21 protein-coding genes and 1 tRNA gene are annotated in these 20,818 nt (G+C 38.7%); 3 read left to right on the top strand and 19 right to left on the bottom strand.

Annotation, left to right across the window (positions count from 1 at the left end; translation table 11 throughout):
• Positions 1-2: 2 nt before the first annotated feature.
• Genes H7A25_24995 through galK form a run of 4 tightly spaced genes read right to left on the bottom strand, consistent with a single transcriptional unit; the run spans position 3 to position 2,874 of the window.
• Entirely contained in the window at positions 3-761 is a 759-nt protein-coding gene (locus H7A25_24995; protein MCP5503179.1) for an SDR family oxidoreductase, read from the bottom strand.
• A complete protein-coding gene (folK, locus tag H7A25_24990) occupies positions 762-1,289 on the bottom strand; it encodes a 2-amino-4-hydroxy-6-hydroxymethyldihydropteridine diphosphokinase (protein MCP5503178.1) in 528 nt (175 codons plus the stop codon).
• Between the two features lie 27 nt (positions 1,290-1,316).
• A complete protein-coding gene (locus H7A25_24985) occupies positions 1,317-1,727 on the bottom strand; it encodes an STAS domain-containing protein (GenBank protein ID MCP5503177.1) in 411 nt (136 codons plus the stop codon).
• A 4-nt stretch (positions 1,728-1,731) separates the two neighbouring features.
• Complete coding sequence (gene galK, locus H7A25_24980; protein MCP5503176.1) at positions 1,732-2,874, bottom strand: galactokinase; 1,143 nt, start codon at positions 2,872-2,874, stop codon at positions 1,732-1,734.
• Positions 2,875-3,119: 245 nt separating this feature from the next.
• On the opposite strand from galK, the gene H7A25_24975 reads away from it, so the two are divergent.
• Positions 3,120-4,136: an ankyrin repeat domain-containing protein gene (locus tag H7A25_24975; protein ID MCP5503175.1), complete on the top strand. Its 1,017-nt coding sequence runs from the start codon at positions 3,120-3,122 to the stop codon at positions 4,134-4,136.
• Positions 4,137-4,371: 235 nt separating this feature from the next.
• On the opposite strand, the gene H7A25_24970 is transcribed toward H7A25_24975, so the two are convergent.
• From H7A25_24970 to H7A25_24915, 12 genes are all read right to left on the bottom strand, one after another.
• A complete protein-coding gene (locus H7A25_24970; GenBank protein MCP5503174.1) occupies positions 4,372-5,148 on the bottom strand; it encodes a hypothetical protein in 777 nt (258 codons plus the stop codon).
• 58 nt (positions 5,149-5,206) lie between these two features.
• Positions 5,207-6,022, bottom strand: coding sequence for a hypothetical protein (locus H7A25_24965; protein MCP5503173.1), 816 nt, complete (start codon positions 6,020-6,022; stop codon positions 5,207-5,209).
• Positions 6,022-6,837 (bottom strand): aldo/keto reductase, encoded by an 816-nt coding sequence (locus H7A25_24960; GenBank protein ID MCP5503172.1) that lies wholly within the window; start codon positions 6,835-6,837, stop codon positions 6,022-6,024. Before H7A25_24960 ends, H7A25_24965 begins: the two co-directional genes overlap by 1 nt.
• 113 nt (positions 6,838-6,950) lie before the next feature.
• Entirely contained in the window at positions 6,951-7,850 is a 900-nt protein-coding gene (locus H7A25_24955) for a polyprenyl synthetase family protein (protein MCP5503171.1), read from the bottom strand.
• Between the two features lie 55 nt (positions 7,851-7,905).
• Entirely contained in the window at positions 7,906-8,322 is a 417-nt protein-coding gene (locus H7A25_24950) for a nucleoside-diphosphate kinase (protein ID MCP5503170.1), read from the bottom strand.
• A gap of 14 nt (positions 8,323-8,336) precedes the next feature.
• Positions 8,337-8,825, bottom strand: coding sequence for a pantetheine-phosphate adenylyltransferase (gene coaD, locus H7A25_24945; protein ID MCP5503169.1), 489 nt, complete (start codon positions 8,823-8,825; stop codon positions 8,337-8,339).
• Positions 8,822-10,036, bottom strand: coding sequence for an argininosuccinate synthase (locus H7A25_24940; GenBank protein MCP5503168.1), 1,215 nt, complete (start codon positions 10,034-10,036; stop codon positions 8,822-8,824). The genes coaD and H7A25_24940 overlap by 4 nt, the downstream gene beginning before the upstream one ends.
• A gap of 62 nt (positions 10,037-10,098) precedes the next feature.
• Entirely contained in the window at positions 10,099-10,824 is a 726-nt protein-coding gene (locus tag H7A25_24935; protein ID MCP5503167.1) for an NTP transferase domain-containing protein, read from the bottom strand.
• Positions 10,824-11,807, bottom strand: a complete 984-nt coding sequence (locus tag H7A25_24930) for a phosphotransferase (protein ID MCP5503166.1) — start codon at positions 11,805-11,807, stop codon at positions 10,824-10,826. The genes H7A25_24935 and H7A25_24930 overlap by 1 nt, the downstream gene beginning before the upstream one ends.
• Positions 11,808-11,817: 10 nt before the next feature.
• Positions 11,818-11,888: transfer RNA gene (locus tag H7A25_24925), tRNA-Gly, on the bottom strand.
• 50 nt (positions 11,889-11,938) lie between these two features.
• Complete coding sequence (locus H7A25_24920; protein MCP5503165.1) at positions 11,939-12,382, bottom strand: hemerythrin family protein; 444 nt, start codon at positions 12,380-12,382, stop codon at positions 11,939-11,941.
• Between the two features lie 146 nt (positions 12,383-12,528).
• Entirely contained in the window at positions 12,529-15,237 is a 2,709-nt protein-coding gene (locus tag H7A25_24915) for an ankyrin repeat domain-containing protein (protein MCP5503164.1), read from the bottom strand.
• Between the two features lie 207 nt (positions 15,238-15,444).
• Between H7A25_24915 and H7A25_24910 the strand changes: the two genes are divergently transcribed.
• Positions 15,445-16,020, top strand: a complete 576-nt coding sequence (locus tag H7A25_24910) for a hypothetical protein (GenBank protein MCP5503163.1) — start codon at positions 15,445-15,447, stop codon at positions 16,018-16,020.
• The gene (locus tag H7A25_24905) at positions 16,017-17,405 is read left to right on the top strand and encodes an MORN motif precursor (GenBank protein ID MCP5503162.1); all 1,389 of its coding nucleotides are present in this window, start codon (positions 16,017-16,019) and stop codon (positions 17,403-17,405) included. The genes H7A25_24910 and H7A25_24905 overlap by 4 nt, the downstream gene beginning before the upstream one ends.
• Positions 17,406-17,410: 5 nt before the next feature.
• Here the strand turns inward: H7A25_24905 and H7A25_24900 are convergent, their stop codons facing one another.
• From H7A25_24900 to H7A25_24890, 3 genes are read right to left on the bottom strand one after another with little or no spacing between them, the layout of a single operon-like run.
• On the bottom strand, positions 17,411-18,844 hold the full coding sequence (locus H7A25_24900; protein ID MCP5503161.1) for an FAD-binding oxidoreductase: 1,434 nt from the start codon (positions 18,842-18,844) through the stop codon (positions 17,411-17,413).
• Positions 18,845-18,847: 3 nt separating this feature from the next.
• Positions 18,848-19,591, bottom strand: a complete 744-nt coding sequence (locus tag H7A25_24895; GenBank protein ID MCP5503160.1) for an SDR family NAD(P)-dependent oxidoreductase — start codon at positions 19,589-19,591, stop codon at positions 18,848-18,850.
• 1 nt (position 19,592) lies between these two features.
• Positions 19,593-20,798, bottom strand: coding sequence for a thioredoxin domain-containing protein (locus H7A25_24890; GenBank protein ID MCP5503159.1), 1,206 nt, complete (start codon positions 20,796-20,798; stop codon positions 19,593-19,595).
• Between the last annotated feature and the right edge of the window lie 20 nt (positions 20,799-20,818).

Raw genomic sequence — 20,818 nt, 5'->3', positions numbered from 1 at the left:
CCTTATATTTTACCGGGATCATAATCCCCGGCATTCCTTCCTGTAAAATTTATTCCTTCTGCACCATCTATATGTAAAATTTGTCCTGAGATGAAATCATTTTCTATCAGATGCCAGATAGATGTTGTTATATTATGAGTTTCACCTTTTTTTTGTAAAGGAATTGCGCTTATTCTCCAATCCAAATATTCTTTACTTCGACTCGGCAGAGGAAGAATGACTCCCGGTGCGATTCCGTTTACTCGAAACGCAGGAGCAAATTCTAAAGCTGCCATTAGAGTAAATTCGGCTAAAGCTTTTTTGCTTAATAGATATGCAGCATATTGAAACTGTCTGTAATTGATTTTATTATCAAGGATGTTAATAATATTTCCCTTATCTATCACCTTATAAAATGCCTGACTCAAAAAAAATGGAGCTTTTAAGTTGATTTGAAATTGTTCATCAAATGTTTTTTCGTCTGTATCTTTTATGGACTTTTGTGTGTAAGAGGAAGCACTATTAATAAGAATATGAAGGTGTGGAAACCTGTATTTTACTTTTTCAATATACGACTGGAAAGAGCTAATATCCTTTAGGTTGAGAGGAAATAGCTCGCAATCTATACCCAGTGAACGAATTATCCTTGCAGTCTCTTCCGCTTCTATTTTAGAAGAATTATAGTGAAGTGCAATATCTATTCCTTTTTCAGCCAGGGATAGAGCAATTGCTCGACCGAGGCGTATTCCTCCACCGGTAATAAGAACTGCCTGCTTCTGCATTTAAAAAACTTCCTTTTTTAAGAATAATGGTTTTTTGCCAATTAGTTTTTTCTTATATACTATTTCTTGCCCTTCATCTAAAGGAGAAAATGTGGGAAGACCGGAAAATTGAAGTGCCTGAAGAAGTTCAAGGGTGGTTGGAAGTAAGTATTTCTCTACCGGCAATTCCGATTGACTGATTACTCTTTCAGGATAAGGGAGTGTCAAAAGAATATCCAGATCCGCTGTTCGATTTTTGACTTTTTTTAAATTGTCGGTTCTATCTCTGCCGAGGGCCATTTCTATCGAGTTACAAAAATTTTTCAGATGCTCCTTTTTTAAATCTGTCTCGACATAGATGCAGAAATTTAAAAATGGATTGGCATCCTGAAGCATACCGATAGCTTCCGTTTTTAAAATCCGACTAATGAGAATTTGGTGAAAGTGATCCAAAAGCCTATCCAAAATCCCCGGAACATTTTTGAAAGGCTCTATATTACTTCCGATTCCCAGAATGTAGGAATTTAATCCTTTTGGTTTCTCAATCATTCGGGGAAATACTTCCAGAAATAAGTTTTAGGAACCCAGCTCGTCGACAGCTTCTTCGATAGAATTTGATACTCGCATCATCTGTTTGAGCTTGGTTAAATTCAAAACGTTTGTAACGCTTTCGGAAGGAGAGCAGATTCTTAAGTATCCTCCCTTTTTTACAATTCTCGATTGAACCCCAACCAGTGTACCGAGACCGGAGGAATCGATATAGGCCATGCCTGACATATCAAAAAGCATATAGACAATATCATCATTTAAAAGATTATCAAGTATATCTTTCAGTGCAGGTGTCGAGTAAAGGTTTAATTCACCTTTCATATCAATGATTACACAATTATCCGGAAGGTTAAAGGGGAGGTCTTGCGTCCTTACACTGATAAATATCTCAGAACCTTCATACTGGAAGTTGGGTGTAGAAAAATCTTTTCTTGCCATTGTTTTATCTCCCGATTTCGCGAACTCCATCCGTAATACGGAAATTATAAATTTGGAGGTCAATTCCGAATTTATCCTTATATGCCTTCCTTAGAAGAGCTTCTTTTCCGGAAAATTCCCCTGTTTTTTCTATAGCAAGCACACAACCCCCAAAACCTCCTCCTATCATCCTTGCCCCGACAGTCCCGGAATTCGATAAGAAATTCACTAAAAAATCCGTTTCCGGACAGGATACTTCAAAAAGTTCAGATAGGGACGCATGTGCTTTTAGAATATGCTTACCAACATTCAGGATATCATTTTTAGATAAAGAGTCAACAATATTTATGGTTCTTTTTCTTTCTCCTATTACATGTAAAACTCTTTTTAGCTCTACCGGGGAAAGATTCGTCCCTTCGAGGTGTTTTTCTTCTGCCATATAGAGAGTTTGGACTTCCGGATATTTCTCCCGGATTTTCATCAGGGCTGTATCACATTCTTTTCTTCTGGTATTGTAGGCACTATCTTTTAAAGAATGCTTTACTTTTGAATCAATTAAGAATAGCTCATAACCTTCAAAAACAGCCGGGTGATATTCATATTGTAAACTGGCAGTATCCAGTAGAATACAATGGTTTTCTTTGCCAAAAGCAGAGGCAAATTGATCCATAATTCCGCATTGTAAACCGATGAAGTAATTTTCTGCATCTTTTGCAAGCAAACTTAAGGCCTTTTTATCCAAATTTAATTCGAATAACTCATTCAAAGCAAATGCTACTCCTACTTCGAGGGCAGCAGAAGAGGAAAGACCGGCTCCTTCGGGAATATTTCCCCCTATTGCCATTTCAAAACCGCCTATCAAAAGATTACGTTTTTGAAATTCGTCAACAACCCCATGGATATAATTGGCCCAGGTATTTTCCGTTTCATGGACAGGAGAATCTGTTTGAACAAGGGAATTGTATGCTTGAGAATAAAGTTTATAACCCGACCCGGAAGTTCGGCAGGCGATAATATTTATTGAAAAATGTATAGCAGCCGGAAGTACCTTTCCTCCGAGGTAATCTACATGTTCACCAATAATGTTTATTCTACCGGGAGCTACAAACTGCCGAACCGGTTTTTTCCCAAAATGAGTATAAAAATCCTCTAAAAGTTTAGAATCCATAAATATTCGTCATTCAATAAAATAAGATGCAGATGTCCCTGCTTCAAATAGACACCCGAAGTAAGCTTAGAATTATAGATTCTAATTTGTCAAATTAAAACTGCCACCACGGGTTTAGGGATTGGAAATTAGGGACAAAAAGTTTACTTCATATATAAGTATAAGCTAAATTTTTCTTTTTATAGAGTTTTGCATAAAAGATTTTTTCTCTTGACAATAATTATTTCAATAAAAGAATTTTTGGTATGAGCTTAAGGAATATTGGAATTGGTATATTACTTTTCAGTTTATATCATTGCGGAAGTCCTCAGGGAAGATTTCTTTATGATCTCAAACGGCAGAGGTATAAGGGTATGGAAGAGGAGTTAAAAGCCGGAGCTGAAGTAAATGGTTTCTATGGTTTAGAAACGCCTATTCATACTGCGGTACTTAAGATTTATCCTTTAAAACGTGCGAAGTCGGAACAGATAACTGAGATAGAATTACTTATAGAATTTTTGTTGGGTAAAGGAGCCGATATCAACCTGCAAAATAAGAGTCACGAGACCGTTATAGCTCTTGCCTCTGAATCGGAAAATGCCTTAGAGCTTATAGAATTTTTATTGGAAAAAGGAGCAGATCCGAATGCCGGAGTTCCTGCTTTATTTAAATGCCAGAGCCCAAAAGTTGCCGAACTCCTTATAAAATACGGAGCTAATGTACAAAAAGTGTATGATGGAGAGAATGCTTTGTTAGCGGCGGTAAGAAATAATAATTCGGATCTTGTGAAGTTTTTTCTCAAAAAAGGACTTGATAAAAACTTTACGTATTCGGGTGATCTAAAACCTATTAGGGGATATACTGCTTTACATTTTGCTTCAGAATCTTTTCAAACCGAGTTGATGGATTTACTATTAGATGCCGGTGCTGAGATTAAAAAAGATGCAAATGGAAATTATCCGGGTGATTTGATAAAGGTTAACGAAGCATCTGGTTTTTTTGAGAGAGATACAGGGATAAAAATGGCCTACCATGCTCTCTTAAAGGGTAAGAAAAAAGAGGAATATTTCAGAACTATAAACAATACAGATACTCAAAAAAATCTTATTTTATTATCTCCGAAAGGTACAGAAGCAAGCAAAACGAAATGTAAGTTGTTTTATTCCTATCTCGGCCTCTCAGAATATGAGAAAAACATAGATTATATAAAAGCCTTAAAAAGAATCGGTGCAAAAAAAAGCCCAAAAGATGGAACTGTTCTCATAGGAAAATGTGGAGGCTAATGAATTTTCAATTAAACATGAAGCTGCAATGAGTCCTTTCGATATACTTACACCGACAGACCGTGTTCTGACCCAACCTGCGAATCCCTTCTACTGGGCTGGCTATCAAGCCTTTGTCAGCGAGCATCGGCACAAATTGGAATACAACTTATGAACCAGAACCCTTCCGCTTACAAAAGCCTCGCTATAGATGAAGCAGAGGCTTGATAATTTTGTATTATTCAAGTAATCTAATTTAGATTTTCTTTAAGTATTTTGCAATAGTAGAAATGCTTTCTACCACTTCTCCGTGTTCGATTATCTTAGAAATATATTCTTTGTTTTCTTTTCGTATGCTTTCTATTTGTGAATGCAATTCTTTATCAGAAACAATTTTGTTTTCTTTTATGGAATGACTTAGTTCGATTAGTTTATGCTCTAATTTTTCTAAATGCTTTGAATAGCCGGCGAGCTGTCTATCTACTTCTATTTTCCAGGAATTGCTATTTTCCTCTGTATTTAAAAGGTAATAATTCTCTTCTACTTTTTGTTTTAAGAGAGCGACATCTTCACGCGGATAATGAAACTCTTCCCGTATCATTTCTAATTTCTTATGAAGGTATTCATAGAAACGAATTCCGGGTCTTAAAAAAGTAAGAAGGAGGATTAAAACAGCGGAGTAATAACCCACGACACTGATATGGGTGTAAGAGACCCAGAATAATAAAACAGCAGAAGCTATATGCAAAAGTACTGATACAGCTAAAGATCTCTTTGCTACCTTTTGTGCGAAGACTAAGCCATCTTCCTGGATGTTTATATTTTTCAAGCGAGAAACTTCTGCTTCGTAAACAATTTCTCGGGCTTTAAAAAAAGAATTCCAGGGAATAGTTACTACAAAAAACATCCAGATGAGAGAAAGCGAGCCGACAAGCCAATCCATAAACTCACCCGAACCGATGAGTTTATAAAGACCGAAGGCAGCGGCCAGGATGAAGAAAGAAGCGACAACAAAGAATATTAGATTTTTCATAATTTTTAATATTCTAAACCCTGACTAATAAATCGTCAAGCAACTATTAGGCTTTATTTTATCGAGGTATCGAAAGTTCTATCATGAAGGTAATCTGTCCTACCTGTTCGTGAAGTTCTATAGTTTCTAAGAAAAATCTATCTTTCCTTCTTTCTTCGAGTCCTTCTTCGATGCTTTTAGGAACTGTAAAGGTATAAGATTTTCCGGGTTTTAAGGTCGGTATTTTTTTGGTTTTGAACCTCGGAGAGGGTTTGCCTCTTCCACCTTCATAATGAAGATTTAATTTTACAGAGGGAAGCTCTTGTTCTAAAATATTAGTAAAGGTGACTTTTATATGTTTCTCTTCCTTTTTCAAAGAAAAAAAATTTGCTTTCCTGATTTTTAGAACTTCAAGATAAGAAAGAGAACGTAGAGCCTCTCTATTGGTGAGACCGGGTATCCAGCTAACCAGCCCAAAGTCATCTTTCCTGTTTTCAACAGGCATCCAATCCATACGAATTTGTTGCATACCAAATTGTTGATTAAACGTAGATGGATCACATTTTCCTTTCTTCTTTATTGCTTTAGTCAAATCTTTTGTTGCAAAGCCTTCAAGTAGAACAATACCTTCTTCCAAATCTTTAAGCTGTACATTCTTTGCAGCTAAAAGATTTACATTTCCTATTCGATGCGAAAATCCTTCATAGAGATTATTTTCCGGAATGAGACAATATTCAGAGGGCTTAAATGAAGAGGGAGAGTTTTTCTCCAGGCTTCCGATAATATAACGCTTGGCTTTTTCAGAGGCAATTCGTTCATCTGCGTAGTCTTTGGCCTGTAGACCTTTGTTGCAAGCCGTCATACTAAAAATAATGAGAATGAGTAAAGCTTTCATTAAGATAACTCCTTCAGGTATTTAAGAATATTCTTTTGTTCTGATTTCTCCGGTAAAGAAAAACCGGCTTCCATATTATCTTTCATGTGTTGTAGTTTTGTCGTTGCCGGAATGATACAGGTTACAGCCGGTTCCGATAGAATATACTTTAAAAACACAGAGGCTACTGTCTTGCAACCGAGAGAAGAAAAATAATCGGGAAGTTTTTTATTATTAAAAGAATGAAAGATGCTTCCACCTTCAAAAGGACGGTTTACTAATACAGCAATTTTTCTTTCCTTTGCAAGAGGTAAAATTCGATTTTCAGCATCCCTGGTTTCTACGGAATAGGGAATTTGGATAAAATCAATAGGTTCCGTCTTCATAATCGTTTCCATCTGAGAAAAGGCAGAGCTTACATAATGAGTAATTCCTATATACCGAATTTTTCCTCTTTCTTTCCAGTCTCTTAAAGTTTTTAAATGAGTTTTCCAATCAATAAGATTATGAATTTGCATTAAATCGATTTTTTCGGTTTTCATTTTTTTAAAAGATTCGTTCATCTGTTGAATTCCACTATCTTTTCCTCTGGTCCAGACTTTGGTAGCATAGAAAATAGAATCTGTTTTAGGAACTATATGACCGATGGCTTCTTCTGCCAGACCGTACATAGGAGAGCTGTCTAAAAGCCTTCCACCGAGGGAATAAAACTTCTTATAAACTTCCACCTGGTTTTGAAAAGCTTTTGTTCCCGCTGTCATATCAAAACTCATGTAGGTTCCGAGACCTATAACCGGGATACTCTCACTTGTAGAAGGAATGATTCTTGTTTGCATTTTACCTCTCGGATAAGAATATAAATTTGGATATAGAGTCTGAATTCCGAATAGTGCTAAAAGCTTTAGAAAGCCTTTTCGATTCATGAAAAGATTCCTGTATCCAACATGTTTTAACTTCTCCTGCGGGCTACATAAAGGGGAAGGTTTGCGAAAAAATCACCTTTTCTATCCAATTTCTTACCCATTTCTACTAATTCTTCGGTTATAGTATCTCTCATCTCCCTTGTTTTGTCCAGACCGAAAAGGGCAGGATAAGTTAATTTTCCACTGGCTAAATCTTTTCCGATAGTTTTTCCGAGTTCTTCGGAGGTACTTTCTAAATCCAGAATATCATCTGTTATCTGGAATAGTAAACCGAGTTTTTCTCCGTAGTTACGGATGGAAGTTTCGCGTTCTTTCCAGTTTTCTAATAAACGGTTTCCTAATAGAAGGGAGGAAAGGATTAAAGCCCCGGTTTTTTTTGTATGGATTCGGTGCAGGGTTTCTTCAGAAAACAGAGAAGGATTGTTTTCGTGTTCGATATCTTCCATTTGCCCGGAAACCATACCGGGCCCTCCTCCTCCCCTGTGTAGAAGTTCTAATAAATTAGAAAGAAAATAGGGCTTTCTTATTTCCAGTTTAGATAAGAGATAAAAGGCGTGTGCGTTTAATGCATCTCCTGCGAGTATGGCAGTAGCTTCTGAAAATTTTATATGGCAGGTGGGAAGCCCTCTACGCAAATCATCGTTGTCCATACTGGGAAGGTCATCATGAATCAGAGAATATGTATGAATACATTCAACAGCTGAGGAAAGATATAAAGCATCGGCACTAACATTTTCCTGTATGGAAAGATAAGCAGAAAGAAGCAGCACCGGACGAAAGCGTTTACCACCGGCTTTGCAAGAGTAAAGCATAGCTTCGGCTAAAGTTAAATGATGTGTGCTATGAATTTCAGGTAAGACAGTGTTATAAAAAAAAGCTTCAAAGGCCTGTTTTCGTTCTTCGTAGAGTTTTTTAAAATGTTCCAAGGGAATTTAAATGCAGGAAAAGCCCCGTATGAACGGGGCCGGTGCCGCTAAAAATTTAGCTTACAAGTTCATAGCCTTTGAAGAAAAATGCAATTTCCTGAGCTGCATTTTCATCAGAGTCGGAGCCATGAACGGAGTTCGCACCTTTGCTTTCTGCATACAGGGCACGAATAGTTCCGGGAGCTGCTTCTTTCGGATCAGTTGCTCCTATAACTTCTCTCCAATGAGCTACCGCATTTTCTCTTTCCAGTGCTGCGGCAACAATTGGAGTTGCTGACATATCTTTACAAAGTTCATCGTAAAAGGGTCTTTCTTTGTGGACTTTGTAGAACTGTTTAGCATCTTCTAAAGAAAGGTGTAGATATTTAAGGCCTAAAATTTTAAAACCCTCTTTTTCTATCCTTGCAATGATTTCTCCAACGTGCTTGTTTCTTACCGCATCCGGTTTAATCATGATCAGTGTTCTTGACATAGTGTTCCTCTATCTTAATTATGTTTAAATTTTTTTAATAACGCTTCGCTGACCGGTTCGGGGACATATCCAACTGCAGAACGCCCGTGCCTTGCAATTTCTTTCACGATAGTAGAAGATACGAAAGAAAATTCGGCAGATGCCATGAAAAATACGGTATCTATATTCGGGGCAAGTTTCCTATTTGTCAGGGCTATGGCATACTCGTATTCGAAATCGGTGACAGCTCGTAATCCACGAATGATAGCCTTCGCATTTTTTTTAACACAGTAATCAACTGTAAGGCCCTGGAAACAATCTACTTCTACTCTATTCGTATTTCGGAATGAATGTTCTATTAATTCAACTCTTTCTTCCATAGAGAAGAGAGATTGCTTTTTAGAGTTCACAGCCACCATGACTATTACCTTATCACAAACCTCTAAAGAACGATTAATAATATCAATGTGGCCATTGGTAATGGGGTCAAAGGTTCCCGGGTAAACCCCTATCAGGCCATTCATTTTCCGGCTCTTAGTCTCGCAGCTTCTTTGACCGGCAGACCGAAGATATTAATAAAACCCTCTGCATCGTACTGATTGTAAAGTTCATCTCCCTCGAAGCTTGCAATCTGTGGATTATATAGAGACACAGGAGATTTACGACCGACTACTGTGCAATTTCCCTTATATAGTTTTACCCGAACAGTTCCGGTTACGTATCTCTGGGTTTCGGCAATATAACTTTTTAAGGCATCCATGCGGGTGCAGTACCAAAGACCATTATATACTAATTTAGCAAACTCTAATGAGAGAGCATCCTTTTCATGCTGAGTGTCTCTATCTATAGTGATTGACTCAAGGTCACGATGTGCTATATGGAGAATGGTTCCACCCGGTGTTTCATAAACACCTCTCGACTTGATTCCGACCAGACGGTTTTCAACTATATCGACCCTGCCTATACCATTTTCGCCACCGGCTTTATTTAGAGTTTCCATCACTTCAAGAGGATTCATTCTTTTTCCGTCTATAGCTACACAGTTTCCTTCTTCAAAGTCTAAGTCTAAATAAGTGGCTTTATCCGGGGCTTTTTCGGGTGAAACGGATAATAAAAACATGCTTTCATCCGGCTCTCTGTAAGGGTCTTCTAATATTCCGCCTTCAAAAGATAAATGCAGAAGATTTCTGTCCATAGAGTAGGGTTTTTCGGCTGTGACCGGAACGGGGATGCCATGTTGTTTTGCAAATGCGATTAAGTCCATCCGTCCTTTAAATTCCCAGGTTCTCCAGGGGGCGATAATCTGCATTTCGGGAGCCAGGGCTTTAAAAGTAAGTTCAAAACGAACCTGGTCATTACCCTTACCGGTAGCTCCATGAGAAAAAGCATCTCCCTCTTCCTTTTTTACAACTTCTACCATGGCTTTCGCAATGAGGGGGCGGGCAAGGGAAGTGCCCAATAAATAGCGCATTTCATAAATGGCTGTGGCCTGTACTGCCGGAAATATGAAGTCACGAGCAAACTCTAGGCGCAGGTCTTCGATATATACCTTCGAAGCACCGGTTTTTAAACCTTTTTCTTCGAGTCCGCTCAATTCTTCTTTTTGGCCTACATCGGCACAGAAGGCAATAACTTCACACTGGTATTTCTCTTTTAACCAGGCAAGGATCACAGAGGTATCGAGTCCTCCGGAATAGGCTAAAACTATCTTTTTAGGGGGATTTTTACCGGGCATAGGTGTCATGTATTCAAATCGAGCTATTCTGGCAATCAATATTCAAATTTCAACCCTGAGTATTAGAGTCCGGAATTAAGACGGGCCTTTAATTCCTGAAAGCCGGGTTCTGAAAATAATTCGGGAAGCTGTAAGTTTTTATAGAGCTCATACTTCTCTTTTGTGCCTAAATCATAAACTTCTCCCGGGTATAGACCACCGCAGAGCTCGTCTTTTCTGGCTAAGTTTTGAAAGTAAAGGGAGAGGTCTGAATATCCCTCCGGAAGTTCCTGCTGAAGAGCTCCTGCTTTCATAAGAGCAAGGCCAATGTAAGTATACATTTTTCCTGAGTTATTTGAAAAATAGACTTTTTCATTTTTTAAAGATAGGGTTGTGTTTGTTTCTCCTGCAAGGCTTTCTTTCAAGAATAGGAAAATTTTGCCCGGAAAATTCGATGGGAGTGTGAATGTTACATTAGGAATGTGTAAAATATCGGGATTCAGCACGAGAAAAGTTTCCTCCGGATCTAAATTCTTGATACCTTTGCGGATTCCACCACCGGTTCCCAATATTTCTTTTTCTCGGGATATAGAAATATTCAAAAAGGAAAATTTCTCCAGTTCTTTTTCTAAGACTTCGGCTTTGTAATGGGTGTTGATAATAAAGTCCCGTATTCCGAGACGATAAGCGAAATATATAGAATAATGAATGAGTGGAAATCCCCGAATAGTTAAAAGAGGTTTGGGTATATCCTTGCAAAGATCTCCCATCCGACTTCCAAAACCGGCTGCTAAAATAAAACAATTCATTACAGGCTTTCCAGGGAGCTTCTTAAATTAGAAAGAAAAAGAAAAAGGCTGTCCGGAAAAAAACCTTTCTGGCAGATTTCAAGCAGGTTGTTTACGCAGGGAATCAAGCTTTCTTTGTATTTGAATATTCTTTTTTCGTGAAATAGGAAGAAATAGGAACCGAGGGCTTTAAAGGAGCGTTGCAGAGCCTGTTCCATATATATTTTTCTCACTCCTTTTTTTTCTTTGAACCTACTTATAAAATACTGGTAGTATTCTTCTCGTTCTTCATGTGAAAGGGGATTATAAGCATCATATAATAAACTACTCAGATCATAAAATGGAGTTCCGAGCATGGTATCTTGAAAATCAATAATTCCAAGTTGTTCTTTTTTATTGATTAGAAGATTCCTGGAATGATAGTCTCTGTGACAGAGAACTTTTTCGGAAAAGGAGGCTAAGATATAGCAAAGGTTTTCAAAAAAGGCTCTGAGTTCTATATTAACGTCTGGGAAGTCGGGATAGTCTATGTGAAAAGCCTCATATTTTAAAAAAGTCATGTTTACTTCAAAACTTAGTTTTGTAAAATCAAACGAACGAGAAGAAGCCGGCTTTTCTTTGGGAAGTTTTTGAATACTAAGGATGAGGTCTATGGATTTTTTTAAGTATTTATCTTTTTTCTTTTTATCTTTGATAAAACTTAGATCCAGTTCACCGGAATCAGAGATAAGGTAAGCCTTTAAATCTTTTGAATAAGAATAAATTTCCGGCACGGGTAAATTTTCTTTTTTATAAAGTTTTTGAATTAAAAAGAAGTCTGAATTTTCTCCCTGAAAGTTTGGGTCAGTGCAGAGAATTTTTGTATCTTCCTTAAAAAAAAGGCGGTAGTATTTCCGGCTGGAGGCTTCCGGGACAAGTGCCTGAACGGAATCCGGAATAGCATTGAGAATAGGAAGATAGGGTTCTATAAACGAGGAACTGACGTTTGATTCAGGATGATACATAAAAGGAATTAGCGGGCGAGGGGACTCGAACCCCCGCCAGAAGCTTGGAAGGCTGCTGTGCTACCGTTACACCACGCCCGCAAGGAAAGTAAAACCAGTATCATCAGGGGATAAATACTGTCAATTATATTTTAGGATTTTTCTGCGTTCCTTTCACTATGGTCCCCTATCTGAACTTTGTTTTTAAAATAGAATGTAGCAATTTGTTTGTCCTCCAGGGAGGTATGACTTTTAAACCATTTTAATAAGAAGGCTATTATTTCTTCACAGGCTTCATTAAAATTATTTATGGATAAAGCTATTTCTTTTTCAGAAAGGACATCAAGGATTTCTAAATGCTCTAATCTGTGTTCTTCTATATTAGGATAATTTATAGAATACATAAAGTTTTCTTCACTTATGAAGTGGTATTTTGCATAAGCATTGATTTCTGCAATGAGTTTCTTCACATATTTGGGGTCTTCAACACTTTGAAATACATCATTTAATTTCTTTATTAAATTTAAAAAGCTATGATGTTGTGAATCAATATCTTCAATACCTAATAAATAATTATTATTCCAGTTAAAATTCATAAAATTCCCGCATACGTATACTATAGTAAGTGATTTATTCATCAAAGGAAAAAACTAATTGTCTTTTTAGAAGAACTATCAGGGAGATAAAAAAAGCCATGATCTCTCATGGCTTTTACTTTACAACTCTCAATAAACTTGAGGTTTTATTTGGCTCCTTTACTTTTCAAGTAATTGGCAATGTCTGTATAATTGTTTTTTACGGCTTTTTCCAGGGGAGTAGTTCCTTTTCCTGTTTTGACATTCACATTGGCTCCGGCTTCTACCAGAAGTTTTACGATGTCAAATTTATTCCTGTCAACAGCAAAGAAAAGAGCAGTAAAACCAAGATTATTTTGTGTGTTTACATTAGCCTTTGCTGCAATTAGGGCTTTTACTGTATTTACATTTCCCCTTATAGAAGAATACATCAGCGGTGTGTTTCCTCTTTGGTTTGCCAGTTCAGGATTAGCTTTTGCATCAATAAAGACTTTTGCCAGCTCTTCGTAACCTTTGTAGCAGGCTTTGAAAAGAGCAGTCTCTTTTCCTATGTCCTGAAAGTTCAGGTTTGCTTTCGCGGAAACAAGGGTTTTCGCTACATCTTTGTTATTTTTGTAAACAGACTTCATAAGAGCTGATTCTTGCTCATTATCAAGGTCATTCACATTAGCACCTTTTGCCAGCAGGGCTTTTATAACTTCCAGATGCCCATTGAAGGAAGCCATAATTAGAGCTGTTTTGTTATCAGAATTTTTTAAATTCGGATTGGCTTTTGCTGCTAAAAGTGCATTTACCAGTATAGACTTACCTTTGAGAGAAGCATACATTAAAGCAGTCTGACCTTTATAATATTGTTTATTCGGGTTGCCACCGGCTAATAGATAAAGCTGGAGTAGCTCAGGTTTATTGGTAATGGTTGCCATCCAGATAGCATCCCAGTTTCCAACCATTTTGGAATGGTTCGGAGAAGCTTTTTTAGTGAGAAGTTCTTTTATAATCTCCGTGTGACCGAAGTAAGTAGCAATGGTTAAGGCTGACATTCCTTTTGTAGAAACGCTGTCAGGACTATCACCGGCTTTCAGAGCGTCTTTAACTCCCTGTAAATCACCTTCGATTGTTTTTACAATGATATTGCTTTCTTTTCCAATGTCTCCTCCTGCTTCGCTACCATCCATAACAGTTCTGTCACCGGTAGTTTCGTCCAGTGCCAGCATATTTGCAGTAGTGGATTTCGAAGGACTTGGAATCGGAGTTTTGGAAGTGGAACTCCCTCTTTCTTCCGGATTGGTTACAACCGAAACAGCTCCTTCTTTAGAGGAACCTTCATCAGTTTTGGCGGGTTCGGTGGTAGCTGTACTTTCAGTAGTTTTGGCGGGTTCTGTTGTGTCAGTGGCTGTTTCAGAACCTTCTTTGGAGGAACCCTCGTCCGTTTTAGCAGGCTCGGTTTTGTCAGTAGTTTCTGTTCCTTCTTTAGAAGAACCTTCGTCTGTTTTGGCGGGTTCGGTTTTGTCTGTTGTTTCAGAACCTTCTTTGGAAGAACCTTCGTCAATGATGAGACCTGTTCCCTTGGGCAGACCTCTTACATTGTCAGCCAGAGCAAGAGCATCGGCTACTCCAGTGCCGGGATTTGGAATCGGAGTTTTATTTATAGGTTTTGAACTATCATCTGTTTTGCTGGTATCATCAGCAGGAGTAGTTCTATCTGCTGTATCAGTACCCTCTTTGGAAGAACCTTCGTCTGTTTTGGCAGGCTCGGTTTTATCCGTAGTTTCTGTACCTTCTTTGGAAGAACCTTCGTCTGTTTTGGCAGGCTCGGTTTTATCCGTAGTTTCTGTACCTTCTTTGGAAGAACCTTCGTCTGTTTTCGCGGGTTCGGTTTTGTCTGTTGTTTCAGAACCTTCTTTGGAAGAACCTTCGTCAATAATAAGGCCTGTTCCTTTGGGTAGTCCGCGAACATTGTCAGCCAGAGCAAGAGCATCGGCTACTCCTGTGCCGGGGTTTGGAATCGGAGTTTTATTTATAGGTTTTGTGCTGTCCTCTGTTTTTGTGGTATCATCAGCAGGAGTGGTTCTATCTGCTGTATCAGTGCCTTCTTTGGAAGAACCTTCGTCCGTTTTAGCAGGCTCGGTTTTATCTGTAGTTTCTGTACCTTCTTTCGTTGAGCCTTCGTCCGTTTTAGCAGGCTCGGTTTTGTCCGTAGTTTCTGTACCTTCTTTGGAAGAACCCTCGTCTGTTTTAGCAGGTTCTGTTTTATCCGTAGTTTCTGTACCTTCTTTCGTTGAGCCTTCGTCCGTTTTAGCAGGCTCGACTTTATCGGTGGTTGTTGTTCCCTCTTTAGAAGAGCCATCATCTACCGGAGTAGTTCTGTCTGAAGTTTTGGAACCGGAACCTTTTGCATCATTACTGATACATCTAACTTTATAATAACGACGGGAATCGAGGGTTGTGCCCTGATCGTAGCCAAAATAGATTCTTTCTTTATTTACTACGCCGTATAAACCCCTGTATTTAGTCCAGTAGTAGTATTTTGCTTCCGCAGAAGAAAATTCCTTTGTATCTTTAATATAATTCAAAAGAGAGCGAAGTTCATCTGAGCTTGGGAGGCGCCATTTCTTTCCTTCGAGATCCAGAGTTTCGCAGGCTTTACTGGCCTCTTCCCAACTCATATCTTTTCCTTCTCCCGAACATTTAGAGTCTTTAAAAGAGCCATTATCACAATATTCCCAGTATACCTGAGTGGATTCGGATATAATTCCTTTTGACTTCTCTTCTGTAAACTCAGCAGAGAGAGATAATGTGAATAGAAGTCCCCATACCAGCATCGATATTTGTTTAGTTTTTTTCATTGTACCTGTCATTATTAATTGAGAGTTCATAGAGATTTTACCTGTATCTTAAATATAACTAAAAATTATACTATAATAAAACACAAGAAAAAATAGAGTTGCGACGAAGAAGAAATACGTTTGTTTCCTTTATCCTGAAATAAGGTTTTACGATTGACTTTAGGTTCTATGGATTTATAAATAAAGCAAAAGTTTTAGCCAGTTTTTAGGTTTTTCCTATAGCACAAGGAACTCGTAATGAAATTATCTATCTATACAATCATTAGTTTTTTATTCTTATCATATCTTTCCGCCCTTTTCTCCCAGTCAAGGTGTGTTTATGGAGACTGCGTGAATGGAACCGGTAGCATGACCTATTACAACGGGGACAAGTATACAGGACAATTTGAAATGGGTAAGAAATCAGGTAAGGGAACCTATTACTTTTATGGTGGAGATAAGTATGAAGGTGAGTTTAAAAACGATATGCCCAATGGAAAGGGAGAAGCGATTCTGAGAAACGGAAATCGTTATGAAGGCCATTTTAAGGACAATTACCCGGATGGAGAGGGGACCATGACCTATCAAAAAGGACATAAATACATCGGTTCCTGGAGAAAAGGCTTGAAGAATGGCTTTGGTACTATGTACTACAAAAGCGGAGCGGTATACCGGGGGCAGTGGGTAAATGGTTTGAAAGCCGGCAAAGGAACCATGGAATTTGACAGAAAACCTTTGAGCCCGAGGATAGCTCAAAAACCACAGAAGACAAGGAAGATAAAACAGATGCGTAAGATTTCCCAACCTTTCTGGAGAGGTGTAAATAAAAATTGAAAACACAATTAATTATTTTCCTGGTTCTCATTGAATTTTTTAGCTCTGGTCTCGAAGCAAGAGATTGTATTAAGGGTAATTGCCAGGATGGAAAAGGCATCATGAAATATGAAAATGGCGAGAAATATATCGGGCAATGGAAAGACGGCCAGAAAAACGGAGAAGGAATTTACTTCTACTTTGATGGCAGCCGGTATAAGGGCGATTGGAAGAACGGAGAACTACAGGGAGAGGGAGAGTATATCTTTGCCAGCGGAGATAAATACATAGGAAGTTTTGAGAAAAGCCTTTATCATGGAAAAGGGATTTATAAGTATAAAGATGGAGTTTATTACAGCGGGGAGTTTGTTTACGGAAAGCGGCATGGTCTCGGAACTTATTATTTTGAAGACGGTTCCAAATACGTAGGAGAATTTAAAGAAGATAAATTTGATGGAGAAGGAACTTTTATCTTTTCAGATGGAGATAAATACGTAGGAAGGTTTAAAAACGATCAGTTTAATGGTAGAGGCTCTATGTCTCTAAAAAATGGGGATGAATTCAGCGGAAATTTTCAGGAAGGGAAGAAGGTCGGACACGGGATTTATACCTACGCGGATGGTTCTCAGTATGTAGGAGAGTTCAAGGAAGATAAATATAATGGTCTGGGAACTTATAGCTTTTCGGACGGAGATGTTTATTCCGGGGAATTTAAAGATGATATGTACCACGGACAGGGGGTATATACTTTTGCGGGGGGCCTGGGTAAGTTCATCGGACAATTTGAGTTTGATCACTTTGTTGGTAAAGGTGTGTTATTCGGACCGAGCGAGAAATACGAAGGAGAATTTCAAAACGATAAGTACCATGGAAAAGGGAAGCTTCTCTATGCGAATAAGGACTTTTTTGAAGGTAGCTTTTATAATGGAAAGCCTCATGGAAAAGGAATTCTTAAGTATCATAATGGAGACCGGTACGAGGGAGAATTTCAATACGGTAAAAGAAACGGAAAAGGTGTTTACTATTATTCCAAAGGCGACAAATATGAGGGAACTTTTGAGGGTGATAAGTTTCATGGAAGCGGAACCTATTCTTTCTCTGATGGGAGTAAGTATTCAGGCTTTTTTCGGTATGATGAATACCATGGAGAAGGAACGTATTTTTATCCGAATGGAGATAAATACCAGGGGAGTTTTGAAAATGGTTTAAAGCATGGCAGGGGTGTTATCTATAAAAAAGATGGGAGCCGTTATGAGGGCTTTTTCCGCTTTAATAAAAAACACGGTCAGGGAAAGTTTTTTGGACCAAAGGGAGAAATTGTAGAAGATATGGTCTGGGAAGATGGAATCCTTGTAGAAAAGAAGATTCAAACAGCGGTTCAGGAACTAAAAAAAGAAAAGGAATAACAGAATTAAAATTTTAAGAGATCTGAGAAAATTCTGCGGTACAGGTCGGATTGAATGAGGTTTTCGGGATCGCAGAAATTTTTTAATTGCTTTAAAGTTTGTATATCTTCTTCGCCGAACATTTCCCTCACCGTTTTGGATTCTAAAGAAGTATCTTCAGCCAGATAAACTTTTCCTTTGTTAAATAGGAGAAGTTCTGTGAAGTCCTTTGTAAGTTGAGTAAGAGAAGCCTGATTGTCCTCGTTCAAAGGAAAATCCATAGTTAAAGAATAGCCATCGAGGGAGCCGGAGAAAAGGAATTTATTTGGTCTGTGTTTTTCCAGTTTGCATTCATAAGGAGGAAGTCCTCTCTTCCGGGAAAGGTGCAGCATCTGCATCATAACTTTCAGACTGTTCTGTCTCGGTACAAAAGCATGATATTGGATAATGCTTCCGGGTTTATAAGAATACTTCAGGTTAGGAAGTTTCTCGTCGGTAAATAAAAAAGATAGGCAGTTTTCTCTGTGTGTCTTTTCTTCCTTTCCCTGGGTTCGGTAATAGAAGCTATTCAGGGCTTTTTTTCCGGGTTTATTGGTGAAAGGAAGAAAAAATAACCAGATAAGAGAACGGGGAATTAATCCAAAAAAATTTTCACCGAGAGTATGGTTTTTAATGGAAAACCTGGTGGGGCTCGTATCTTCTCCTTCTTCTAAGTGTCGGGCTCTGAAAACAAAACCACGACCTGTTGAACGACCGCTGGAGAATCCATCCACCCAGGCATATAAATAATCCGAGGCATTTTCAGCCCTTTCAAAATAATCGAGGGTTTCTTCCAGATTCTCGGTTCTTTTGGTTTTTACTTCCAGTTCAGAGGAATGGATTTTTTTGAGTTTTAGACGAACTTCGAGGATAACTCCAAGAAGTCCCATACCGCCTATTACAGCATGAAAAAGTTCCGAGTTTTCTTCCCGGCTACAGGAGTAAATATTTCCGGAGGGGCATAGGAGTTTAAAGTCAAGAACATGATCTCCTATGGTTCCCATTGAGAATCCGTTCTTTCCGTGAATGTTCATAGAAAGAGAGCCTCCAAAAGTGGCCTGTGTCGAACTGCTTACAACCGGTGGCCAGAAACCTCTTTCAAGGCTGAATTCACAGAGGGCCTGCATACTCAGGCCGGATTGAATGTTAAGGATTCCGGTATTTGGATCAAAGTCTATAATTTTGTTCAAATTGCTTAGATCCAGAATAATTCCGTTATTGTTAATGGCAGAGTCTCCGTAGCTACATCCTCCACCCCGAAAAGCTAAAAAGAATTTTTGTTTGCTGGCAAACTGGAATACTTTTCGAATCTCTTTTTCTGTTTCAGGGCGAAATACGGGACTGTAACAGTGATGAGCCATACCCCAATCCTGAACTTTTTCCGGGATCGGGAAATGAAAATCACTCTGCCTGACACTCATAAATTATACAGATAACTTTTTAAAGATGAAGGAAGGTATGTTGCGGATAATAAACATGACAAGCCTCCAGCGGGCCGGAACATAAATATCCTCACAATTTTTTTCAGCAGCTTTTATAATAGTTTTTGCGGCTTCGTTTGCAGAAATTAACCAGAAAAGCCCTTCCATTCCCTTTGTCATTTCGGTATCCACAAAACCGGGTCTGACAGTTAAAACGGTGATTTTTCCTTTTTTATTCAGGCGATTCCGTAAAGATTCGAGGTAGGTGGTAAAACCTGCCTTAGCTGCGTGATAGGAAGGGTTTTTTACCCTTCCCCTGTCTCCTGCCACCGAAGAAACTCCGATGATTTTACCCTCACCTTTTCGCTGAAAATAATCGGCAGCCGGATTTAGCCAGGCAAAAGCTCCTCCGAGGTTTACATTCAGGGTGCGAATATCTTTTTCGGTAGAATACTCCTCAATTCTGATAGACTCCATTAGACCGGAACAGTAATAAATTTCATCCAGACCGCCCATGGTATCTACCGCTTTATTAAAGGCTGTTTCTACTGAAGAAAAATTTGTAACATCGTTGATAATGGAAATAGCTTTTATTTCTCCATTTTTATTAAACTCTTCTGCGAGGGCTTTGAGTTTATCCTGACGGCGTGCAACGATACAAACGCTGTCTCCGTTTTTCAGTTTTTCCCTGGCAATTTCGGCTCCCATTCCGCTCGAAGCCCCGACTACAATAATTTTCTTTCCCATTTTATGATTGCTTCATCAACTCTTTGATGAGTTCCCTTAAGAAGTTTGGATCCGGAGTTCCGGGTGTGAGGGGTTTATTGTTAATATAAAGAGATGGAGTGCTCTGAATATTCAGTTTCTCTGCTTCATCTACTTCCCGGTTAATTTGCTCTCTGACTTCTGCTGAATTCAGGCAGGTTTGAAAAGAAGGAATATCCAGCTTAATTGATTTCGCAATTTCCATAGTAGTAGCGGCAGTATGATACCCTCCGGACTCATTTACCCCATAAAGACCTGTGTACATTTCCAAAAATTTACTCTGTTTATTGGCACAGATAGAAGCACTGGCAGCGATACAGGAGCTACCATTGGGGGATTTCCTCTGGACGAGGCGGTTACAATTTCCATCGAGAGGAAAGTTTTTATAATAGACCTTAATGATCCCGCTGAATTCAGACAACATACGTTTTAAAATTTTACTGGCGTGCATACAGTGTCCGCAGTTGTAATCGGCATACTTGACTATCGTAATCCTTGCGTTTGGATCTCCCAGCATGGAGGCTTTATCGGTACTGATATTTACAACAGGAGCCGATTTATAGGCCTGTATAGCAAGTTTAATTTCCTCTTCGTTAGCATCACCGCTGGCTATGGATTCCTTATTCGTTCCCTGTGAAAATTGCCCGATTCCGAGCCCGCAGGCGAAAAAGGCGAGAGATACAATCAGAAAGTTTAAAATATTCATTTTAAGACCGCGGGTAAAATAAGTCATAAGGCTTTCATTCCTTTTTTCTTTTTGGTATTGTATAAAAAATAAGAGAAGAAGCACAAGGCTTACTCCGTAAGTAATGGCACAGAGAGGACAGACGGCTCCTATGATTCCGACCGAAACATAGAGTAGAATCAAATCAATAAATAGGGCTACCGTAGAGAGAAATGTGCCGAATCCTATATAGGAAAGACGTTCATTATCATCATCTACCCGGCTTATCATGAAAAATAGATAGCCAATAAAACCATAAAAGGTGAAACCAAAGAGGGCGACGGGAATTTTACCTAAAAGGGGGATACTGAAACCGGAATAGGCACTTTCCGCTACTTTTTTACAACCGCTTCCATCTCCGGCGGCAGAACAGAGCGAATTTGCCAGGGAACCGGCATTGCCAAAGTATTCCTGTATAAGCAAAACACTCAGTACCAGACCGACAAAAGCGGTAAGTATTCCAATATAAGACAAAAAAGGGCTTC

The organism is Leptospiraceae bacterium, from assembly GCA_024233835.1.
Lineage (GTDB): Bacteria > Spirochaetota > Leptospiria > Leptospirales > Leptospiraceae > JACKPC01.
The sequence above is the reverse complement of the archived record's forward strand: the minus strand, read 5'-3'. Positions and strand labels throughout refer to the sequence as shown.